General features: G+C 59.8%; 18 protein-coding genes. 2 read left to right on the top strand and 16 right to left on the bottom strand.

Annotated features, from left to right (window positions below):
* Positions 1 to 33 precede the first annotated feature (33 nt).
* The 15 genes from JIN81_RS14225 to JIN81_RS14295 all read right to left on the bottom strand — a co-directional run bounded on the left by JIN81_RS14225 (position 34) and on the right by JIN81_RS14295 (position 16,212).
* Positions 34 to 408, bottom strand: a complete 375-nt coding sequence (locus tag JIN81_RS14225) for a GxxExxY protein (protein ID WP_200281116.1) — start codon at positions 406 to 408, stop codon at positions 34 to 36.
* A 60-nt stretch (positions 409 to 468) separates the two neighbouring features.
* On the bottom strand, positions 469 to 2,544 hold the full coding sequence (locus JIN81_RS14230; protein ID WP_200281118.1) for a flotillin family protein: 2,076 nt from the start codon (positions 2,542 to 2,544) through the stop codon (positions 469 to 471).
* A 5-nt stretch (positions 2,545 to 2,549) separates the two neighbouring features.
* Positions 2,550 to 3,116, bottom strand: a complete 567-nt coding sequence (locus JIN81_RS14235; RefSeq protein WP_234044929.1) for a hypothetical protein — start codon at positions 3,114 to 3,116, stop codon at positions 2,550 to 2,552.
* A gap of 174 nt (positions 3,117 to 3,290) precedes the next feature.
* Positions 3,291 to 4,916, bottom strand: a complete 1,626-nt coding sequence (locus JIN81_RS14240) for an FtsX-like permease family protein (RefSeq protein ID WP_200281122.1) — start codon at positions 4,914 to 4,916, stop codon at positions 3,291 to 3,293.
* Positions 4,917 to 4,973: 57 nt separating this feature from the next.
* Positions 4,974 to 6,140, bottom strand: a complete 1,167-nt coding sequence (locus JIN81_RS14245) for a class I SAM-dependent methyltransferase (protein WP_200281124.1) — start codon at positions 6,138 to 6,140, stop codon at positions 4,974 to 4,976.
* Between the two features lie 190 nt (positions 6,141 to 6,330).
* Positions 6,331 to 6,867, bottom strand: a complete 537-nt coding sequence (locus JIN81_RS14250) for an RNA 2'-phosphotransferase (protein ID WP_200281126.1) — start codon at positions 6,865 to 6,867, stop codon at positions 6,331 to 6,333.
* Entirely contained in the window at positions 6,864 to 7,358 is a 495-nt protein-coding gene (locus JIN81_RS14255) for an O-acetyl-ADP-ribose deacetylase (RefSeq protein ID WP_200281128.1), read from the bottom strand. The genes JIN81_RS14250 and JIN81_RS14255 overlap by 4 nt, the downstream gene beginning before the upstream one ends.
* On the bottom strand, positions 7,355 to 8,452 hold the full coding sequence (locus JIN81_RS14260) for an ADP-ribosylglycohydrolase family protein (RefSeq protein ID WP_200281130.1): 1,098 nt from the start codon (positions 8,450 to 8,452) through the stop codon (positions 7,355 to 7,357). The genes JIN81_RS14255 and JIN81_RS14260 overlap by 4 nt, the downstream gene beginning before the upstream one ends.
* Complete coding sequence (locus JIN81_RS14265; protein WP_234044931.1) at positions 8,449 to 9,414, bottom strand: ADP-ribosylglycohydrolase family protein; 966 nt, start codon at positions 9,412 to 9,414, stop codon at positions 8,449 to 8,451. Before JIN81_RS14265 ends, JIN81_RS14260 begins: the two co-directional genes overlap by 4 nt.
* Positions 9,411 to 10,616 (bottom strand): hypothetical protein, encoded by a 1,206-nt coding sequence (locus JIN81_RS14270; protein WP_234044933.1) that lies wholly within the window; start codon positions 10,614 to 10,616, stop codon positions 9,411 to 9,413. Before JIN81_RS14270 ends, JIN81_RS14265 begins: the two co-directional genes overlap by 4 nt.
* Entirely contained in the window at positions 10,613 to 11,572 is a 960-nt protein-coding gene (gene pncA, locus JIN81_RS14275) for a bifunctional nicotinamidase/pyrazinamidase (RefSeq protein ID WP_200281134.1), read from the bottom strand. The genes JIN81_RS14270 and pncA overlap by 4 nt, the downstream gene beginning before the upstream one ends.
* Before the next feature lie 12 nt (positions 11,573 to 11,584).
* Complete coding sequence (locus tag JIN81_RS14280) at positions 11,585 to 12,274, bottom strand: NUDIX hydrolase (RefSeq protein WP_200281179.1); 690 nt, start codon at positions 12,272 to 12,274, stop codon at positions 11,585 to 11,587.
* 208 nt (positions 12,275 to 12,482) lie between these two features.
* Positions 12,483 to 12,914 (bottom strand): NUDIX domain-containing protein, encoded by a 432-nt coding sequence (locus tag JIN81_RS14285; RefSeq protein WP_200281136.1) that lies wholly within the window; start codon positions 12,912 to 12,914, stop codon positions 12,483 to 12,485.
* Complete coding sequence (gene nadE / locus JIN81_RS14290) at positions 12,911 to 14,851, bottom strand: NAD(+) synthase (protein WP_200281139.1); 1,941 nt, start codon at positions 14,849 to 14,851, stop codon at positions 12,911 to 12,913. Before nadE ends, JIN81_RS14285 begins: the two co-directional genes overlap by 4 nt.
* Positions 14,848 to 16,212: a nicotinate phosphoribosyltransferase gene (locus JIN81_RS14295; RefSeq protein ID WP_200281142.1), complete on the bottom strand. Its 1,365-nt coding sequence runs from the start codon at positions 16,210 to 16,212 to the stop codon at positions 14,848 to 14,850. The genes nadE and JIN81_RS14295 overlap by 4 nt, the downstream gene beginning before the upstream one ends.
* Positions 16,213 to 16,492: 280 nt before the next feature.
* On the opposite strand from JIN81_RS14295, the gene JIN81_RS14300 reads away from it, so the two are divergent.
* Both JIN81_RS14300 and JIN81_RS14305 read left to right on the top strand, forming a co-directional pair.
* On the top strand, positions 16,493 to 17,341 hold the full coding sequence (locus tag JIN81_RS14300) for a sugar phosphate nucleotidyltransferase (RefSeq protein WP_200281145.1): 849 nt from the start codon (positions 16,493 to 16,495) through the stop codon (positions 17,339 to 17,341).
* A gap of 12 nt (positions 17,342 to 17,353) precedes the next feature.
* A complete protein-coding gene (locus JIN81_RS14305) occupies positions 17,354 to 20,686 on the top strand; it encodes a UTP--glucose-1-phosphate uridylyltransferase (protein ID WP_200281148.1) in 3,333 nt (1,110 codons plus the stop codon).
* A gap of 3 nt (positions 20,687 to 20,689) precedes the next feature.
* Here JIN81_RS14305 and JIN81_RS14310 read toward each other — a convergent pair whose 3' ends face one another.
* Positions 20,690 to 21,535 carry a hypothetical protein gene (locus JIN81_RS14310; protein WP_200281151.1) on the bottom strand — a complete coding sequence of 282 codons (846 nt, stop codon included), beginning with the start codon at positions 21,533 to 21,535 and terminating at the stop codon, positions 20,690 to 20,692.
* Positions 21,536 to 21,628 lie beyond the last annotated feature (93 nt).

Genomic DNA, 21,628 nt, shown 5'->3' on the forward strand with positions numbered 1-21,628 from the left:
TAACCACAGAATACACAGAAAACACGGAATAGGTCAGACCACGAAGCGTTCATGTTCCACTTTGGGGAAATGCCCAAAATTCACCAATAAACCAACCTTCATGCGAGTTGCCTTGAGGTAGTTCATCAACTGCGCGCGATGGACATCCTCCAACTTCTTGACTGCTTTGATCTCAAGAACCACTTTCTGATAGCACAGAAAGTCCGGCTGATACCTTTGCCTTAGAAGGCGACCTTTGTATCCCAATTCCAGCTTGGGTTGGGATACGAACGGAACCGATTGATCCTCGAACTCGATCTCGAGGCACTCCTGATAAACATCTTCAAGAAAGCCACACCCCTTCTCGGTATAGACAGCAAAGCAAGAGCCTAGGATCCTGTAAGTCTCGTCTTTTAGCGGGAAACTCATGGCAATGGATTCAGAGACTCAAGCTTCGGTGTATTCCGTGTGTTCTGTGGTCGACAAGTGCTACTTCAACAGCTTGGAAGCCTTCTCATCGGCAAGACCCAAGCGTTCCGCTCCACCAAGAAGCCCAAGCAACTTCGTGCGCATTTCGCCCTTGGCATCGACCAACAGCTTGCCGAGCACCGCACCGACGGTCAGGTCCTTGACCTCTTCCGCCGTTACACCGAACTGCCCGGCCCACTCCCTGAGCTGACCTTTGAAGTACTCCGGGTCGCCATTGAAGAAGGTCTCCTTCACGTCGCTCAGGGCGTCGCTGTGCTCGAGCAGACGGTCGGCTGACTTGCCGCTCGAAATCGCCCCGGCGATCTGGTCAAAGAACTTCCCTTCACCGCCGATGATCTCGATCTTCGCCGCCTTCATCGCTTCGCCAAGCACGGCAGCCTGAGCCTCCGCGATGTCGCGCTGGACGTGAATCTCCGCAAGTTCGACCTGCTTCTCCTTCTCCAGCTCGAGCTTGAACTCCTCGTGGCCCTGTCCGGCTTCCTCGAAGAGCTTCATCGCACCAGCCTTCTTCTCGATGCCATCCGCTTCGGCCTGGAACTTCAGTCGCTCGACTTCGGCCTCGGCCGATCCCTGCTTCTCGGTCGCATCCGCCTTGGCAAGCATCACCTCGACCTCGCCCAGGCCAATCGCAGCCGCTTCCTTCGCCGTCGCTTCGGCCAGCATCTTCTTGGCGTTGGCCGACTTCTCGCTCGCGGTCTCTTCCGCCTCGGCGGCAACCACGACCTCCTCGGCCCTCAGATCCGCCGCCTTCTTCGAGGCTTCGGCTGCCTTGACCTCTTCATAGACATGCTGGTCGGCAGCAAGCTCGGCGGCCTGCTTCACCGCTTCCGCTTCCTTCACCCGGCGGATGACTTCCTCCTGAGCCTGGGCTTCAGCCAGCGTCACCTTGACCTGCTTCTCACGATCCGCACCGGCAAAAGCCTCGGTGTCCTTGATCCGCTCCTGCTCGATGACGACCAGCTTCTCGACCGCCACCCGTTCCTTGATGACGTCCTGGATCGCCTTCTTCTCGACCTCGACCGCCTTCTCCTTGTCGATGTCCTTGAGCTCCGTGAGGCGCTCACGCTCGATCGCTTCGAGGTGCTGGTCACGCTTCACACGCTCGACCTCGACCACATCCGTCCGCTCCTTGTTGCGCTGGGCAACGAGCACCTGACGCTGCTTGTTCTCTTCCGCCACCTGGATCTCCTCCTCGGCCGCAATGCGTGCCCGCTCCGCCTTCTGGCGTTCTTCCTCCTGCACCTTCTGCGTCTCCGCCTCTTCCCGGGCCTTGACCACTTCCACCTCACGGGCCTGCTTGGCTTCCGTCTCCGCCAACTGCCGCTCCAGTTCGAGGATCGCCTCACGGGCTTCCACATCCTGTTGCTTGATCACCTTCTGCTTGTCGCGCTGAATGTGGTTCGAAATCTTCGCCTGCTCCGCGGTCAGATTGTGGATCTTCTTGATGCCCTCGGCATCGAGGATGTTGTCCGGATCCAGCGACTCAATCGGCGTCTGTTCAAGGTAGTCGATCGCCGCGTCATCGAGCACGAAACCGTTCAGGTCGGTGCCGATCACCTTGAGGATCTCATCCCGGAAGGTGTCCCGGTCTTCATAAAGTGACGTGAAGTCAAAGCGCTTGCCCACCGTCTTGAGCGCCTCGGAGAACTTCGCATCGAAGAGCTCGCAAATCGCCTCCTGCGAACTCGCACGCTCACAACCCACCGACTGGGCCACGCGCAGCACGTCTTCATCGGCATGATTCACCCGTACGAAGAAGGCCACCTTGATGTCCGCCCGCATGTTGTCCTTACAGATCAGGCCGTTGCGCGCCGTCCGCGCGATCTCGATCCGCTTCAGCGAGATGTCCATGATCTCGAGTCGGTGGAAGACCGGGAATACAAGCATGCCGTTGAAGTTCACCCGCGTGCCCCCGAAACCGGTCCGGATCAAGGCAGTGCCCTTCTTCACCTTGCGGTAGAGCATCGCGTAGGCGAGGCCCACCAGCAGAACCACACTGCCCGCGATCAGAAACGTGAGGACGATGATACTGACCCATCCCGGCAGATCAAATATGGCTAATACATTCGGATTCATGATATTCAGTTGTCTAATTTTGTTAGGGAAGCGACGAGATAGGTGTCACGATCCGTGTCGTGACTGACCACGGTGACGAGATCCCCCCGCACCAGTGGTTTTGAAGTTTTGGAAACGTGGGCATTGATCAGCAGAGGCACCTCGGGATCCTCCACCTCGACCTGACCTGAACGGGCATCAAGGGTCCTGCTGCGCACCTTGCCACAGCGACCGATCACCGGCTTTGCCTGACCTTCCGAACCACGCAGTATCTTGAAGAACGGACTGATGCACAATCCCGTCAGGCGGGTCAGAACCAAGGCAGGCAGCAGTGCCGCCACGACGATGATCGCGGCCCGGATCATCCCTTCGTCCGGATTGAAGAAATAGTTCCCCAGCATCACGAACCCCCACTCGAAAATCAGGATGAAACTGAACAACGCGCTGACCGGAACATCATCCCCGTAAACCAGCCGTCGCAACCACCGCGTCGCACCATCGAGGACCGAAACATCCTCCACCCCATCGATCCCCGCATCCCCGGCATCAATGTTGAGAAAGTCGAAATCCAGGGCACCGAGAAAGCATGCCACCCAAAATAAGAACATGGGGACCATGAGAATGGTGAAGACCACCACTCCAGGGCTCATTGCCAAATCCCAAATCTCTTTCACGTGCCATGCATCCCAGCCGAATCCAGCAGCCGGCACCACTACAAAACCACCAGGGATTTCAACCCGGTTCCACCAGCCCTCGGCACGTGTTCGTTAGAGGTTCCTCAATGACCGCGCGGCATCGCTCCGGGCGGCAAAGAACGCCGGAAGGAAGGCCGCTCCCGCGCACAGCAGGAAGGCCGCCACCCCGATGATCCCGATCTCCGTGGGATTCACGTAGGCCGGAAGCACATTGAAGCCGTTGAACGACGCCGGAAACGGGTCGAAACCAAACTGGCGCAGGAATCCCTGGATCCCCTCACGGAACCGGATGACCAGCAGACCCAGACCGATCCCGATCGCCGATCCCGCCGCCCCCAGGATCATCCCCTGATAGACGAACACCCACACAATCTGCCCGGGAGCCGCCCCGAGGGCCTTCATTACCCCGATCTCGCGCCGCTTCTGGATCGTCACGGTGAACATCACCGCCGTCATCGAGAAAGCCGACACCAGAATGATGAACGAAAGCGCGAAGTACATCATCACCCGCTGCTGCTCGATCAACCGGGAAAAATCGCTGAGCTCGGTGATCCACGTGACCGGATACCATCCCATCGGCAGTTCCTTCATCATCATCTGCGCCACCACCCCGGCCTGATAGGGGTCATCCAGACGAACCCCGATCCCCTGCACCTTGTCCCCGATCCCCGCCAAATCCTGCGCGAGGTGGAGCGGCATGAACACATCCGGAGTCAGCGCCATCTGGGATGACTGATAGACCCCGATGATCTCCGCCTCTTTCGGCAGGACGATCTCCTCGACACTCTTCAGCACCGCGGCATCCATCTTCTCCACATCCGTCGTGTTGAGTTCGTCAAGGATGGCCAGAAACTCCGTCGGAGCCTCCTTGCCGAGCACCAGCTTGCCGGTGATCGCATTCTCCTCCGCCACATCGATCAGCATCACCGCCTGATGGATGAACTCGAACTCCGCCTCGCGGATCGCAGGCTCATCCTCATACATGACCATCAGCGATTCATAGATCGCGTTGAACGTCTCCTTGCTCAGCTCGGACACCTCACCCCTCACCGCCCAGCCGTCGGCGACCTGCTTGCGGATGGCCGCCAGCGCCTGCGCATGCTTCTCCCGCACCGGCGGCGCCTTCGTCTTCTCGAAGACCCGCTCGACTTCCTCAAAATTCCGCAAGGTCAGAAGCCGGATCGTATCACCCACACCCGCGCCGAAGGAACGTGCCACCTTCGAGGAAATCACCACCTTGTCATCCAAGCCCATGTCCGCCGCACTCTCCGGGTGGGCTTCCGTATCGAGCATCGCCCGGATGCCCTCCACCTCGAGCGGGTTCTCCGTATCCACCCCGCGGAAAGAGCCCGCCGAACGATAGGAATGGATGTCGATGAGCAGGCTGTCCTGCACGAACGGACCCGCTTCCTGAATGCCCGGGAGCTTGGCCACCTGCTCCGAAGTCTCGCGCCAATCCGCCACCGGCATCGGGAACCCACCCATTGGCGCGTAGTCCAGGCGGACATGCGGGATGAATCCCAGCAAGCGCCCCTTCACTTCCCGCTCGAGTCCATTGTAAACCGACATCACCACCACCAGCACAAGCACCCCGAGCATCACACCGGATACCGAGATGAGGGCCACCGCCGAAAGCATTGCACGGCGGGGATTGAGGTAGCGCCATGCAAGCATGAGGCTGAACGAGCGTCGGGCCATGCTTCTGCCTACCCGCCCCGAGCAGCGGGTGCAAGGCTCGCTGGTTCCCACCCCCCGCTATTCCACCTCGAGACAGATCGCCTTCAGATACTCCGCCTCGGCGAAGGCCGCCGGATGGTCCGGGGCATGCCCCGCCGTCCACAGCTCGTTCCAACGCCGCCCACTGCGACCCGCCTCACTGCGAACCGCCCCGAAGAACTCCGAACTCGAGACATGCGCCGAGCACGAGGCCGCCAGCAGCACCCCGCCGGATCGCACCCTCGCCATCGCCGCCGCATTCAGCCGCCGATACATCCGCACCGCGCCCTCACGGTCCCGCTCACGCTTCGCCAGCGACGGCGGATCCACGATCACCAGATCGAAGTCCTCCACACAGTCCTCGATCCACTCGAACACATCCGCCTGCACCCCCCGATGAATCGCCCCGTCCAAGGCCGGATTGAGCGCCATGTTCCGGCGCGCACTCTCCAAGGCATGCTCACTGATGTCCACATCCACCACCCGGCTCGCCCCGCCCCGCGCCGCGTAGAGCGAAAATCCACCCGAGAAACTGAACAAATTCAACACCTCGCGGCCCTCCGCCATCTCCCCGACCCGCGCGCGGTTGTCGCGCTGATCGAGGAAAAACCCCGTCTTCTGGCCATGCCGCACCGCCGATTCGAAGCTCAATCCATTCTCCTCAAACACCACCACCTCCTCGCCCGGCTCACCCCGGAATCCCTCCTCGATGCCGAACTCACCCGCTGCCTTCACCAGATTCCGGCTCAGCCTCAGCACCAGATGATCCGGAGCGAACACCTCGCGCAGCACCCCCTCGATCTCATCCCAACGCGGCAGCCAGATCGCCGAATACAGCTTCACCACCAGCGTCCCCGCATAGCGATCCACCACCATCCCCGGAAAACCCTCGCTCTCCCCATTGATCCACCGCCCACCGTTGGTTCCCGCTTTGAAAACCACACCCTCCCGCTTCCCGCGCGCCTCCATCGCCCGCTCCAACCACCAATCGCGGTCCACCGTCGCCGGCTTCCCCTGGTGCACCACCCGCACCCGGATCGGCGAATCCGGATCGTAAAGCCCGATCGCCATGAATCGGTCACGCCGATCATACATCACCACGAACTCGCCGGCCTTCCCATCCCGGTTCTGCGTCTTGATGCTTTCCCCGAACACCCACGGATGCCCCGCCCTCACCGCGGATTCAGCGCGGGGCAGCAAAGTCATGCGAAGTCGGGATCCACTCACCGCCCCAGCCTCTCGATTTCCCACCCCGCAACAACCCCGAATTCGGAACCTGCTGAAATCCCATCCTCAACGGGTTCCTCCTACCCCGGCATCACCCGGAGCATCAGACCTCACACTCGACGATACCATGATTCCACCTCGCACCCCTTGCAGGCGACAGGCCGATTGGTTACTCGAGCGCGAGGTACCGTCTGGCAACCCGGTCGGTCAGCCAGACCCCATTCTTCGATAGGAAAAAGGACAGACCTTCCCGGTGCATCTCACCAGACCGCACGACGAGCACCACGGGCTTGCCATGCCGCCGCCCGACCGCCACCGCGGTTGGCTCGTCCTGAGAAAGGTGCACGTGCTGTCGACTCCCTGGAATCACCCCTTTCTCGCGGATCGAATCCAAAAAACGCGTTGCGGTTCCGTGGTAGAGGATTTCAGGCGGCTCTTGCGGTGTCAGCCCGAGATCCACTCGAATCGAGTGCCCCTGATTGGCTCGAATGCGTTGCCCATCTCCGGAGAAAGCAAAGCGCTGCTTGTTGTTCTCGGAAACCACCATCTCAAGGTGCTCTCGGGTAACCTCCCCTGACCCAGTCGAAAGTCGAGCGAGCAACTCATCCACATCGACCCAACCGCCGGAGTCCAATTGGAGTCCCAGATGCTCTGGATCGTGCCGGAGCACCAGACTCAGTAATTTGCTTAATCGCAGGTTGTTCATGACTCACAGGAAAGTAGTTGCTGATAGAGCTGAAGATCGTCGAGGTTGAAGCAGCAGAACGTGATTTCCAGCTCAGCAAAGAGCTCCGAACCACATGTCTCGACCGCAATCCTAGCCGCGCGATCCTTCGGATAGCCAAAAATGCCTGTCGAGATGCAGGGAAACACCACGGAGCGGAGGGAACGATCGACACAGATCCTCAAACATTCCCGATAGCATGAAGCGAGAAGTTCGGGTTCTCTATGGTTCCCGTCCCTCCAGACAGGCCCGACCGTGTGAATGATGTGGCGGGAGGGAAGCCGGTATCCTCGGGTAATCTTCGCTTGGCCGGTCTTGCACCCACCCAGCAGCCGGCATTCGTGCAGCAACTCCGGACCTGCAGCCCTATGGATGGCCCCGTCGACACCACCTCCGCCAAGCAGACTCGAGTTCGCGGCGTTAACGATGGCATCGACTTCCAACCTTGTAATGTCACTCTGGATGGCCTTCATGGAAATGAATCGGTTGATGGTTTGGTTGCAGGACCGGCAGGAAAGATGCCGATGAAAGGACGAGCCACTCCGTGGGCAAGCACGATGATGAAGAACCACAGGTTCCTCAGCAGAAGTGTCGGAGACCAGGCAGCACGGACCCGCAACTTTCGCTCCGTGGTCAGGGCCTCCGCCAACCTGGAAAGATCATCCATCGAAGTCGGCCACTCGCAAACACCCTGGATCCATTCTTCCGGGATAGATTCCGGACCATGCATCGCTCCACATAGCGCTCCTGCAATCGCCCCTGCGGTGTCGGCATCGCCCCCGGCATCCAAAACACAACCCACGGTCTGCTCGTAATCCCAATGATGAAGATTCCCCGCGTGAATCACCGCTGGAACCGTCTGAAACGCAAAACCACTGATCCCCCTGGCACAGCTGCCACCTATGGAATTCAGTAGATCTCCCACGGAAAGCCGCCGCTGATGGGCCGTTCGAAGCTGCTCGAGGATCTCATCCCAATCCTCCGTGCCATTCGGATCCCTGATGAGTTCGAGCGTCTCTCCGACTGTGGTCCGCTGAGAAATCGAAAAATGAGCGGCCAATTCAACGACCGCTCGCGATGCAGTCAATGCACGTGGATCCCGATGGGTGATCTTGGTCTGGAGTTCGTTGAAGCGCGTCCTCTGCTCAGCATCATCAGCGAAGACCACTCCGATGATCGCCGCCCTCATGCACGGTCCATTTCCTGCAGAAAAGACACCGGACTTGGACATCGGAAACCCACACCACAACCTCAGGATGGATCGGGCCGTGGCGAGCCCCACACCGGCCGGCAGCCCCACCAGCCACCAACGCAACTGCCTCGCGAAGTCGCGACCAAACCGGACCTCTTCACCTCCACAGCAGCCCAATGCCTGAGCAAGCATCACGGAATGCTCGGTATCATCACTCCACATTCCTCGACCAAAAACGAAGCGATGCCTCCAGTCTCCCCTCCAGCCCCGCCTCTTGATCTGGGCGGGCGTCAGACCCTCCGCTGGAAGTCCCAAGGAATCTCCCACAGCCGTGCCCATCAGGACACCTTCGATCGAACGGCGGTCCATCGTCATGCCTCAACCGGATTCATGGTTGCTACCTGATGAAGCCTGTCCGCCGTTTTTTTGATGCGATCCTTCCACGCCAGCTTGTTCAGCCATTCACTGGGGATTCCCTCCTGTCCGTAGTATGCACCAGCCAACTGACCATACACTGCGCCCGTCGTGTCCGCATCATCACCAAGATTCACGGCGAGCAAGGCGCCCTCCCGAAAATTCTTGCCTCGATGAAATGCCCACAGCGCAGCTCGCAGGGACTCAACCACATACCCTGTTCCCCGAATCGTTGAGGATTCCGCCTCTCGATAGTCACCGTCGGCAATACTCCGGATCCTCGGTTCGAGCTCGCTCAAACGAAGCCCGGAAACCTCATACGCGTCTGAACCAAACAAGAGGTCTTCCTTCGAATAGCCCCTGATGGCACCGAGAATCAGGGAGCACAATAGACGACAGGCGTCCACCGCCTCGGTAGCACCATGAGTGGTGCGTGAAGACTCAGCAGATTGTTCGACTGCGCTGACTGGGTCAGCCGCATAGAAGAGAGGAACGGGCGCAAGCCTCATGATGGAGCCGTTTCCAGCAGCCATCCGATCCATGGAGCCCGAAGCCCCAGTTCCAGTCACTCGATAGCTCTGAAGGGCGGACCGGACGGTATTGCCAATATCAAAGCATTCCCCGGTGACCGATAGGTGACCCTCCAGCCACCAGCGGAGGTAGGTTTCGCATTGATCACCCAAGTCCATCCCTTTGCTGACCAGCAGGCTCTCTGCCAGGCACAGAGCCATCGACGTATCGTCGGTCCATTGCCCAGCCTCCAAGCCGAAGGGTCCTCCTCCAACCATGTCGTCAATCGGTTCGAAAGCGCCCGGCAACTTGAATTCAAGCGTGGTCCCCAGGGCATCCCCAACCGCCAGGCCTAAAAGGGAGCCTCTGAACTTATCCTTGGAGAGAGCATTCATCGCCAGGTTTTCGGTCATACTGCTTCATGAAGGTGGACTCCCGTCCCCTGAGACGCTTCCTGTTCAAGACGGATCACCTTGTCTGGGTTACGCTCCTTGGCGACCAGAACAGCGGTTAGATCAGCGCCGGCATCCTTGAGGCGAAGCCATTCGTCGGCTTGAAGTTCAATCATCCGTTGTCGGTGGACCACTTCCGCTTCCTGCTTCTGGGTCAGAAGCTCGAGTTCCAACTGCTCCTGCTCACGGGTGCCACTGAGTTCATCCAGGCGCGTGCGACGGCTCAGGTCAAGTCGGTGGCTCAGGTTGCGTTGTTCTTCTTCGCGATCCCGCGCAGCCCGCTCATGATCCCGGGCCTGCTGCAAGTCGGCGACCTCCTGCTTCCGTTGCTCCGTCTCGGACTCAAGCAGCAGCCGAGTCCGGGTTTCAATCGCATTGTCGTGCATCTGCTGCAGCTTCCCCGGTGCGAGATAGCCGCGATAGACCACTTTGTTGATTCGATAACCGATGCGCTTTGCACCCGTAGTGAGCTCCTGATAGGTCCTCAAATCATTCAACCTTTCAGCATCCGACTTGAAGGTTTCGAAATCACTGCCACAGGCAAACTGAATCACATCTGCGGTCAATGCATTGATGAAATCCGCAATGGGGTCATGGGTCGATGCCAGCATGCGCTCGATGTCCATGAGTTCGAAGAACACCATCAACTTCACTGTCACCAGCGCCTCATCAGACGTACGAACCCCCTCGACATCAAAGTACATCTGATCCGGAATGACCCTCAACTTCTGGAACTTCAGTGCACCCGGCACCTTGCGTCCCTTACCGTTGTCGGCATGCCAACGGAACTGGTGCAACCATTCGTTCGGTTCCGGAACGTGGACCGCCGGACCCCGAAGAATGCAGTGACGGACACCCTCCTTTCCTTCGCGGTAGATGACAACGGCTTCGTGCGAATCCAAATCGATTGCCCGCTCCACGTCCATGCGGCTGTGAAGCAAAGGATCAAACCAACGTTCGCAAGGCCCGGGAATGTGCTCGGTGGTCCCGTCCGCATGATGAACCACGAGGAATTCACCGTCCCGCGCGACGCGTCTTGGCAGCATCTCCATCCGCTCAAACGGCGCGAAGATGACGCTTGGTCCGGTGATGATTCGGCGCGTACCTTTGGGGCTCCATAAAATGGCAGCCTCACCGTCTCGGATGGTTCTTGGCAGAATCATGTTTCTTGGAGTTGTTTGATGACCTCAATCGGGCCATCAAGATTGCGATTGAATTCGTCGAGATCCTCCGCAGGGATCCAGTATTCCTCGTGCTCCCGACTTCCAACGATCTTACGTTCATACTTGCTGAGGAAACTTCGCTTCACCCTGAATCGGGTAACAGCAGCCGATCCGGAATCCGGAACGTTCCATTCTCGGGCGATCTGTTCAGCATAGCCTTCGTTGGTGACGGGATAGAAGATGGGCTGTTCTGGTAGGCGGGGCGGCCAGCTTCGAAAGCTGCCCTGCACAAGTTTCGTCAACTCCTCAGGCCCAACCGGGCGGTAAAGGGTTTCCGTTTCGGCCATCACCTCCTCCACAGAACAGATCTCAACCCCTCTACTCTCCATCGCCTCAATAGCCATCCGAACATCGCCACCTTTCAGGTCCACCCCCTCGCAGGCATCCTCCACCAACACAGTTCTGAATCCTTCATCAACGGCGTCCAGGGCAGTAAACTTGACACAGTAGTCAGTGGCCACGCCCACCAGATGAACTTCGGTCACCCCTTCACGTTTCAGAAGCCCTGCAAGTCCGGTTGAACGACGACGGCCGTTGTCAAAAAAGCCACTGTAGCTATCGACCCGAGTATCCCCGCCCTTGCGCACAATGTGGTCGATACGGTGAGTATGGAGTGACTCGGGAAACTCGGCACCTTCCGAACCAGCCACACAGTGAACGGGCCACAGGATCTGATCAAGCCCGTCGAGGTCAACGACTTCACCGGGACTTCGACCCTCGTGGTTGGCAGCAAAGCTCCCGTGATCCTTCGGGTGCCAGTCCTGAGTGGCGACAACGAGTTCATAGGACGGCATCAACTCGTTGATTAGCGGGATGACACGATCCGAACCAGACACGGCCAACGTGCCGCCCGGGAGAAAGTCGTTCTGGATATCGATGACTAAAAGCGCCTTCATATTAGCTTTTTGTTAGAGCTCGAAATTGAAACCCTTTTTGAGCAATGCCTTGTACTGCTTTTGGTCGAAGCGGTAGAGACGAGCAGCCCGATGAGCCACATCGCTCTGAACCTCTTCCGTCTCCTCAAGAATCCCGAGTTTTTTGACCTTCTTTCGGAAGTTCCGCTTGTCGATCTCCTCGTCGAGGATGCGCTCGTAGAGCTTCTGGAGTTCGGTAAGAGTGAATTTTTCGGGCAGCAGTTCGAAGCCAATCGGTTCGTATCGAAGCTTGCCCCGCAAGCGTTCGCGGGCGGTCTCGAGGATCTTGCCGTGGTCGAACGCGAGAGTCGGAAGATCATCGAGCGGAAACCAAGCCGCCTTGCGGGCGTCCGTATCGGCTCTTGGCTGATGCTCAAGCAGGTTGACCAAGGCGTAATAGGCGATGGTCACGACGTGCTCCCGTGGATCACGCCGCGGATGCCCGAAGCTGTAAAGTTGCTCAAGAAAGACGTTCTTGAGACTGGTCTCTTCACGCAACTCACGGCGTGCACTTTCATCAATGTCCTCGCCCACGCGAACAAAGCCGCCAGGCAGCGCCCATCGAGCTTCATAGGGCGGGATGTCCCGCTGGATCAACAAGACCTTCAGATCTTCGTCGTCCAATCCAAAGACCACACAGTCAGTCGTCAGGGCGGGGCGGGCGTATTCGTAGGTGTAGCTCATAGAAAATTTGGCCAAATATTGAACCCGGCTGAATGAGGACCTGCACCATCCAGCACTGCAGGCCCCCTCAAGGTTGACGGGAAGCAAGCTCGTGTAATATCAACACTAAGTCAACCCCTAAGTGTCAAAATAACACTTCTAGAAAATCAAGTAGGAATGAACCAGCACGATTGGGTCCGACCCTAGGCCTTCGCCGCACTTCACCGAGTTAGTCCAACTCACGGAATGCCCGCCGGAGGATCTCGGCATGATCAAAGGCCAGACGTGGTAGATATCGGACAGGGAACCAGTCGAGCGCCGCCGCATCATCAGCCGCTCGTGGGCAAACCGTCGCCGCATCAATCTTCGTCCAGAAGGCCAGCGACACCGTGTGTCCCCGGGGATCCCGCCCGGGATGCCCCCAGAATCCGAGCGGTTGAAACTTCAAGCCTGTCAGCTCGGTCTCTTCCTCCAGCTCTCGTTCAACCGCCCGATACGGATCTTCGTCCTCGTCGAGAAAGCCACCAGGAAGGGCCCAGTCACCCGCAAAAGGAGCGTGCTTTCGCTGGATCAGCAACACCTTCAAAGAGTCGCACTCACCGGAGAACACGATGGCATCCACAGTGACGGCGGGACGTGGATATTCGTAGGTGTAGCTCATGCCTTCAAGGTCAGCTCACGGAGTTCATCTTCGAAACCACTGCTCAGGATCGGGAATCGACACCAGGTTTTGGGATCCAAATTCTCATCGTCCAGGTGAAAGCTCGGGGCGTAGCGCTCCCTCTTCCATTGGTTTCTCGACCAGAGCATGAAGAACCGAACCACCCACTCCTTGATAACCTTCTCATCATACTCGGGAAAGCGATGGCAGGTGAGGCAAAGCACTTCGGCCGGTGCATTCTTGTCCCGAATGGCGAGGCGTTCGATGTGATCAAGCACTGCATAGGGCATGAGATCACCTTCGTCGGTTTGCTCCTGCTCCGCCGGGCGGAGCTCGGCGGTAGGTCGCTGACCGTTGACCGCCGACAGCGCAGGCACAGCCGGAATGCCGTGGCCACCCTCGGTCTCCAACCACCGCAACCAATGGAGAAGGAAAGCCTTATCAATTCCCGCGATGGGACTCAAACCTCCACATGTATCGCCATCCATGGTGGCGTAGCCTACAGCTGCCTCCGAACGGTTGCTGGTCGACAGCAAAAGGGCCTGCCGGAGGTTCGCCATCATCCAGATCCCTGGTGCCCGCACCCTGGCCTGAATGTTCTGCAAGGTGATATCATCCTGCTCCCAGTCGAGAGGACGTCCAAGCGTGTTCTCCGCGAGGCTGCGATACTGGTCAACCGCAGGTTGCACATCCCATTCGGCAAACTCAGCATCGAGTGCATCGGCCAACTGGCGGGCGGCATCTAGCGTAACAGCTCCACTATTCTCAGTCGCCTGATAGACGCATAGCAGGAGGTCCGCTGCATCAGTCTTCCCGCCGAGGTGGCCAAGTTTGCGATCGAATGCCTCACCGCCAAGCTCCTCCACGGCGAGCACGCGGGTAAGATGCACGAGACAGGCCACGGCGGAGGAATCCGCCCCACCGCTCAGCGACACCACGAAGCCGCCTGAACGGCTCTTTCTCAGGTAGTCAAAGAGACCAAGGCAGACCGCTCGCGTAAACTCCACTTCCTTGGTCAGGGTCGTCGCCACCTCAGGCAAACTCGGACAGTCGCCACAATTCCAACTGAAAGGCACACGCACAGCTGGCCCATCCTCCGGTCGCGGCTGCTGAGCCACCGTGCGGGCCTGAGCAAGGCGATTGCGGTCTAGGTCGACGACCGCGGAGCTCACCTCATGATCGAGGAAAGACAATCGACGGGTTGAACAAATCAGCTGCCCATTGCTGGCGATCATTCCACCTCCGTCGTAGATCACCCTGCCGGCCTCATTTCCCACCAAATTCGCGTAGACATAAGCCACGCCGAACGCCCGGGAACCCTCGCTCACGAATTGCTCGCGAATGCTGTGCTTGGCGAACGCGAAGTGGCTCGCGCTGGGATTCAGAATGATGTCGACACCAAGCCCTGCCAAATGCCGTCCAGGGCGATCAGCCACCCATGCATCTTCACAAATCTCGAAACCTATCCGCACCCCACCAAGGTCGAAGGTCAAGTCGCCCAGGGGGATGAGATCTCCGTCCACTTGCACAACGGCCTTCACCCCTGACGGCCATGGTTTGAACCAACGGGTCTCGTAGTGCAGCCCATCGCCGGCGAGATTCTGCTTCGCGTGAAAGCCGAGCAGCTTTCCTTTCGCGATCAAGGCCACAACGTTGTAAACCGCATTCTGGTGCCGGAGCGGGAGGCCAATGGCTACTGCCATTCCCCTGGTTTCAGGAAGCAGCTCCCGGAGCTGGTCCAGGGCTCGATCACAGATGTCCGGCGCGAGAAACTGGTCTTCGCATCCATAACCTGTGAGGGTGAGCTCCGGCAGGCAGAGAAGGTCCGCACGTTGCGCCCGTGCATCCGCAATGCAGTCACCAATGCGCCGCAGGTTGCCACTCCAATCAAGTGGCGTTTGATTCACAGTGGCCGTAGCGAGTCGAATCGTCTTCATGCAGCAAATCCGTTGGTTTTGAGAAGCTGGCCCTTGATCACCTCGATCCCCTCGTCGATCCTTACAACAGGAGACCCTTGGGCAAGTTGAGCCCAGGATTTCATCGCCTGCTCTCGGATTTCATCGATGGAGACATCCGGTAGAACCCGGCAACCACTACGAACCGCCGGAACCAGTAGCTCGCTGCTTCCTTCAGGCAGACGACTTTCGGCCTCATTGAACAGAAGGTCCTCGATCACCTTGCCCTCGGCATCTCGTGTACGGGCGACCTGAAGCACGCCGGGATTCGAAACCTTGATCCGATCATTCGACAGCTTGATTCGGTATTTCCAACTGCCGTCTCGATTTCTCAGGGCTCCCAACTTGTAAACGCCCCCGAGGGCCGGCTGCTCAGCCGCGGTAACGAGCATGGTGCCAACACCCCATATGTCGATTCGCGCACCCGCCGCCTTGAGATCACGGATCTTCGTAACGTCGAGGTCATTGCTGGCGATGATCTTGGTATCCGGCAATCCGGCCTCATCGAGGATTAGACGCGCCTCGATGCTCAAGGCAGCAAGATCACCAGAATCCAAACGAATCCCAAGCAGCTCGTAGCCACCCGCCCGGAGTTTATGCCCAACTTTGACCGCATTGCGTACTCCTTCAAGCGTATCGTAGGTATCCACGAGCAGGACCGCATTGTTTGGCATCGATGCCGCATAAGCTTCAAACGCCTCGAGTTCGGTATCGAAACTCATCACCCAGCTGTGGGCATGGGTCCCCTTGACGGGAATTCCATACAATTGACCCGCAAGAACATTCGAAGTGCCAACGCAGCCACCAATATAGGCCGCACGACTTGCACTTAGACCACCGTCCGGTCCTTGAGCACGGCGAAGCCCAAACTCGAAGATCGGATCTCCTCCAGCAGCCGCACAAAGCCGGGCTGCCTGGGTCGCGACAAGCGTCTGGAAGTTGACAAGATTCAAGAGGGCGGTCTCAACCAGCTGACACTGAAGCAAGGGACCGCGAATCCGCATCAACGGTTGGTTGGGGAACACCAACTCACCCTCCGGGATGGCATCAACCTCCAACTGCCAATCGAGCCCGGCGAGGTAGGCAAGATAGCCCGACTCGAAAAGCCCCTCCCCGTCGGCACCCTTGAGCAAACCTAGATAGGCGAGGTCGGACTCACTAAAACGAAGCCCATCAAGAAACTCTGAGGCGGGCCCGGTACCAGCAACAATGGCAGCATCACCACCAAACGGCGCCCTCCTGAAAAACAGATGGAAGACTGCTTCCTGCTCGGCCATGCCTTGCTTCCAGTAGCTGTAACCCATGGTCAGCTGGTAAAGATCTGTGAGGAGGGGTGACTTCATGCCAAACCTATATAGTGTATTTTTTACACTTACAACAATTTTGTGCGATGCAGCCCTCCCCTTGGGACATCCCAACACCCCATCGAGGGCAAGACCCAGATCGTGTCGGGACCTTTCCCACCGGACCGGTGATTGCTTCAGATCATAGGTCTTCTTCGAGTTGTGACTGATTCGCGAAACGTCCTCCCCAGTCCAGCGAACCCACCCGCAATCCCTTTTTGCCATCGCCCTGACGCCGCAGTCTGCCCAAGCTCGCCGCAGCCACCTCTCCCGCGTATTCATGAAAATCAACAAGGCGGTGATCACCGCTGCCAGCCCGGAACATCGGACGCTCCCCATCCAGTCCCTCATCGACCACGATGGCGTCGAGCGAAGCGTCATCGAAATCCTCCTCAATGAAGTCCAGTCCGCCGGCATCGAAGACGTCTGCGTGATCGTCCACCCCGGCGACGCCGAGGCCTATCAGCAGGCCGCCTCCGGCACCTCGCTCAAGCTCCATTTCATCGAGCAGACCGAGCGCCGCGGATACGGCCACGCCCTTTCGCTGGCCGCCGACTTCACCGCCGGTGAAAGCTTCCTCCACAGCGTCTGCGATCACCTCTTCATCAGCCGGGATCCGGACAAGTCCTGCGCCCGCCAGCTCGTCGAGTCCGCCAAGCGCGAGGGCTGCGCCATCTCAGCCGTGCAATCGACCCGCGAAACCGAAATCCAGCACTACGGCGCCGTCGCCGGTGACCTGCAACGCGGCAGCTCCGCCCATCCGCTCTACGCGATTCGTGAGGTCATCGAGAAGCCCACACCAACCATCGCCGAGCAGAAACTCATCGTGCCCGGCCTGCGCAGCGGCCGCTACCTGACCTTCTTCGGCATGCATGTCCTCACCCCCACGGTCATGACCCTGCTGAAACACCAGACCGACTCCGGCGCCGACAACATCCAGCTCTCCCCCGTCCTCGCCGAGCTCGCCAAGCGCGAACAGTACGGGGCCCTTCTAATCCAGGGTGACCGCCACCACGTCAGCCTGAAGTACGGCCTCTTCCGTGCCCAACTCGCTCTCGCCCTCGCCGGCCAAGAACGTGAGCAGATCCTCAGCGACCTGCTCGAACTCGTCGCCCACTCCCGCCGCTGACCCCCGATGACGATGCCCGGCACACTCATCGAGTTGATCACCTCAGAGAGCGAGGAAATCAGAAACCGCTCCCTGGACGAAGCATGCCGCCCACTGGGCCTCACCGAGCTTGTCGCCGAGTGCCTCGCGCTCGACGCCTTCCGCAAGTCCTCCGGCAATCTCTACGACAGCGTTCGCGCGCTCTTCTTCCTCTCCAACATCCACCGCTTCCACCTGCCGAAACAGGATGGCGTCGGCGCCAGCGGCCACGTCCCCTACCACGGCTACGTCCACCTGCTGGAAAGACGCTTTGAAGAGGCCATCGAGACCTTCCTTGCCCGAGCGGAAGCCGATGGCTGGAACGAGACCATCTGCAGCGCCCTCGCCAAGGCCTACCACCAACTTGCCTTCCAGCTTCTCGCCGACCAGGTCCGCACCAGCGTGCGCTCCGTCGCTGGCAACCAGTGGATGTTCCGCCTCGGCCACCCCCAGGACCAACCACTATCGATCCGGCGTGAGCTTCTCGACTCCGCCGACCCGACCCACCCCGTTTTTCCCGTCCTGCGCGAACGCACCCCGGTCCGCATGGACCTCACCCACAGTGCGTGGAGTGACATCTTCTTCCTCGGCATGGACTTCCCCGCCGGAGCCCAGGTCATCAATGTCTCGGTGGACCTCGGAATCCGCGGCCGGGATCCCTCTCCGGAACCCCCGATCGAGTCCTACCTCCGCGTCATCGACGAACCAGTCATCCGACTCGTCAGCGTCGACCTCGAAGCCCACAAGGACATCACCCAGCTCGACGAGATCTTCGACTACGCCGCCGACTACCTCGGCCTGCTCAAGGCGGCCCTGGTGGCCTCCGGGCTGGTCCCTCCCGGACTCGAAGGATCCGGCCAGAAACTCGTCGACCTGTTGGAAAAGCTCGTCGGCCCCGGACGCGGCATCGAACTCGCCAGCCACGTGCGCGGGATTCCGAAAGGATCACGCCTCGCCGTCTCCACCAACCTGCTCGCCTCCCTCATCTCGCTGTGCATGCGCGCCACCGGGCAGACCACCCGACTTACCGGCCCGCTCGACGAAGACGGCCGCCGCCTGGTCGCCGCACGCGCCATCCTCGGCGAATGGCTCGGCGGCTCCGGCGGAGGTTGGCAGGACTCCGGCGGCGTCTGGCCCGGGATCAAGGTGATCCGCGGCCAGCAGTCCGCCCAAGGCGACCCGGAGCACGGCATCAGCCGCGGGCGACTCATGCCCGATCATGAGATCCTCACGCCGCCGAAACTCCACACCGACATCGCGAGGAAGCTGCAGGACAGCCTCGTCGTCGTGCACGGCGGCATGGCTCAGAACGTCGGCCCCATCCTCGAGATGGTGACCGAGAAATACCTCCTCCGCTGCGGCGACGAATGGACCGCCCGCCTGGAAGCCATCGACCTGCTGGGCGAAGTCCTCGACGGCCTCGGGAAGGGTGACATCCAGCAGCTCGGCGACACCACCACCCGTAACTTCTTTAGTCCCCTGCAAACCATCATTCCATGGTGCAGTAACCTCTTCACCGAAAGGCTGATCCAGAAATGCCGCGCCCAGTATGGCGACCGCTTCTGGGGATTCTGGATGCTCGGCGGCATGGCCGGCGGCGGGATGGGCTTCGTCTTCGACCCCACCATCAAAGCCGAAGCGCAGGACTGGCTTCAGGAGGAAATGCTCAAGACCAAGCAGGAACTCGGCAAAGCGCTCCCCTTCGCCATCGATCCGGTCGTCTATGAATTCGCCATCAATGACGACGGCACCGCCGCCAAGTTGTTGGAAGGGACGCATGCACTCCTCGGCCGCCCCTACTACCGGGTCATGCTCCCCACCATCATCCGACAGGATCCCAAGACCCTCAGCCGCGCCCGCCGCGAGGAACTGCAGCGTCTAGGCGAGGCATTCTCCAGCGACGACACCTTCCGCTCACTCGTCCCGCAGATCTTCCAGCGACTTTTTCCCGAGCACAACGAGCAGCAATCCAGCGGCGACCTCCGAGGTCTGTTGGAAGCCAATGGCTTCGACAGCATCCAGCACGAACAAATCCGCGATGAGCTCAAGACCGGTCGCATCGGCCTCGCCCAGAACCGCATGCCCAGCGGCACCCGCATCGAGGATGTCGCCCCCCATGAAATCAGCCGCCTGACCGGCAAGGACACCGGCCACCCCGACGAGCTCGCCCTCGGACGCGAAGCACTCGCCCGTGGCGAAGCCGCCGTCATCACCCTCGCCGCCGGCATCGGCAGTCGTTGGACCCAGGGCGCCGGCGTCGTCAAAGGCCTGCACCCCTTCTGCAAGTTCAGCGGAAAACACCGGAGCTTCATGGAAACCCACCTCGCCAAGAGCCGCCGAACCGGCCTTGAGCACGGTCATTTCCCGGCCCACATCTTCACCGCCAGTTATCTCACGGAGCGCTCGCTCAGTGATTTCCTTGAGAGCCATGAGAACTTCGCCTACCCCGGCGAAACCCTCGTCTCAGGCGGCAGGTCCATCGGACTGCGCATGGTGCCGACCGAGCGCGACCTGCGCTTTGCGTGGGAGGAACTCCCCCAGCAGGCACTCGATGAACAGGCCCAGAAGGTTCGCGAAAGCAGCCACGCCGCCCTCATCGGCTGGGCACGCGAAGCGGGGGAAGCCAGCGATTACACCGACAATCTGCCCGACCAGTGCCTGCACCCCGTCGGCCACTGGTATGAAGTCCCGAACCTCCTGCTCAACGGCACCCTGTCCGCCCTGCTCAAGCGCCAGCCACAGCTGAAGCACCTCATGCTTCACAACATCGATACCGTGGGCGCCAACCTCGACCCCGGAATCCTCGGACATCACATCGCCGCAGGATCCACCCTGAGCTTCGAGGTCATCAGCCGCCACATCGACGACCGCGGCGGCGGCCTCGCCCGCGTCAATGGCCGGCTCGAACTCGTCGAAGGCCTGGCCATGCCCAACGAACAGGCCGAGTTCGCGCTCTCCTACTACAACTCCATGACCACATGGATCGATATCGACGGCCTGCTGCTCGCCTTCGGACTGACCCGGGACACCCTCGACGATACCGCCGCTGTCGTGCAGGGCGTCCGCCGTGTCGCCCGCCGCATGCCCACCTACGTCACCCTGAAGGACGTCAAGAAACGGTGGGGCAGCGGACAAGAGGACATCTTCCCCGTCACCCAGTTCGAGAAATTGTGGAGCGACATGACCCGCCTCGATGAAGTCCGCTCCGACTTCATCCTCGTCGATCGCCCCCGAGGTCAGCAGCTCAAGGAGCAGGCCCAGCTCGACGGCTGGCTGCGCGACGGCTCGGCGCACTACGTCGATCAACGGTGCACCTGGGATTCCTGAAACCTACTCCTTCTTGATCTGTACCTTGCGCAGTCGCTCCGGCCACTCGAATGTCGGCGCACTCGTCGGATCGTATCCCTCGAGGTGCCCCGTCAGGCGGGTCGCAGGCTTCGTGTAGGTCAGCTCGGTCCTGCCGAAGACCTCTTCACACAACTTCGCCAGTTCCGGATCATACTCGATCAGTTCCTTGCGCGTATTGACGTGGTTGTGGTCGTGGTCCGGCTCGCGGTTGTTGTCGAACCAACTCTGCACTCCTTCCGCCCAGTACTCCCGGCTGTTGGTCGCCGCATACTTCCCCTTCCACAGACCCTTCTTCATCGCCGCTTCGTAGGCCTTCTCCAGTCGCGCATCGAAGGTGGGATCCACATGGATCAGCCCGCGCAGGTGAATGTTGTGCGCGAACTCGTGGATGAGGATGTTCTCCGTCGAGTACGGGTCGCCCTCGAATCCCAACAGATTCTCCTCACCGCACGAACACACCGGGTCCGTCTCCGAACCACCCAGTCCCCGGGCACGCCGGTCCCACCAGTCCTTCGGCTTCAAGTGCGCATGTCCCGGGATGTCGGTCGTGAATTCGTCATGCGCCATCACCGCCATGCGGGACTCATGCTCGATCATCGCCTTGCGGACATCCGGCCGCTCGGCGAGCATCAGATTGATCAGGTAAGCCGCTTCCTTCAGCGCATAGTCATTCACCTTCGCGGAACCGACCACCGGATAGCCCGTCGCACTCACATGCTTCTGGTAAAAGTCCGGCAGCTTCAGCTCGGCCGGCACCGGCCCCACCTCGAGCGGCTCCGCCGTCAAGACCGCTCCACAGAAGCACCCGGCAATTCCAAGAAATTTCATCCGCAGCCATACCACCCCCACCGGCCCATCCTTTCGCCCATCGACTCCGGAAAGGATGACAGGAAGAAACAATCCGCGTCCGCCAGCGCAACC

This window comes from Haloferula rosea (genome assembly GCF_016595525.1).
Lineage (GTDB): Bacteria > Verrucomicrobiota > Verrucomicrobiia > Verrucomicrobiales > Akkermansiaceae > Haloferula > Haloferula rosea.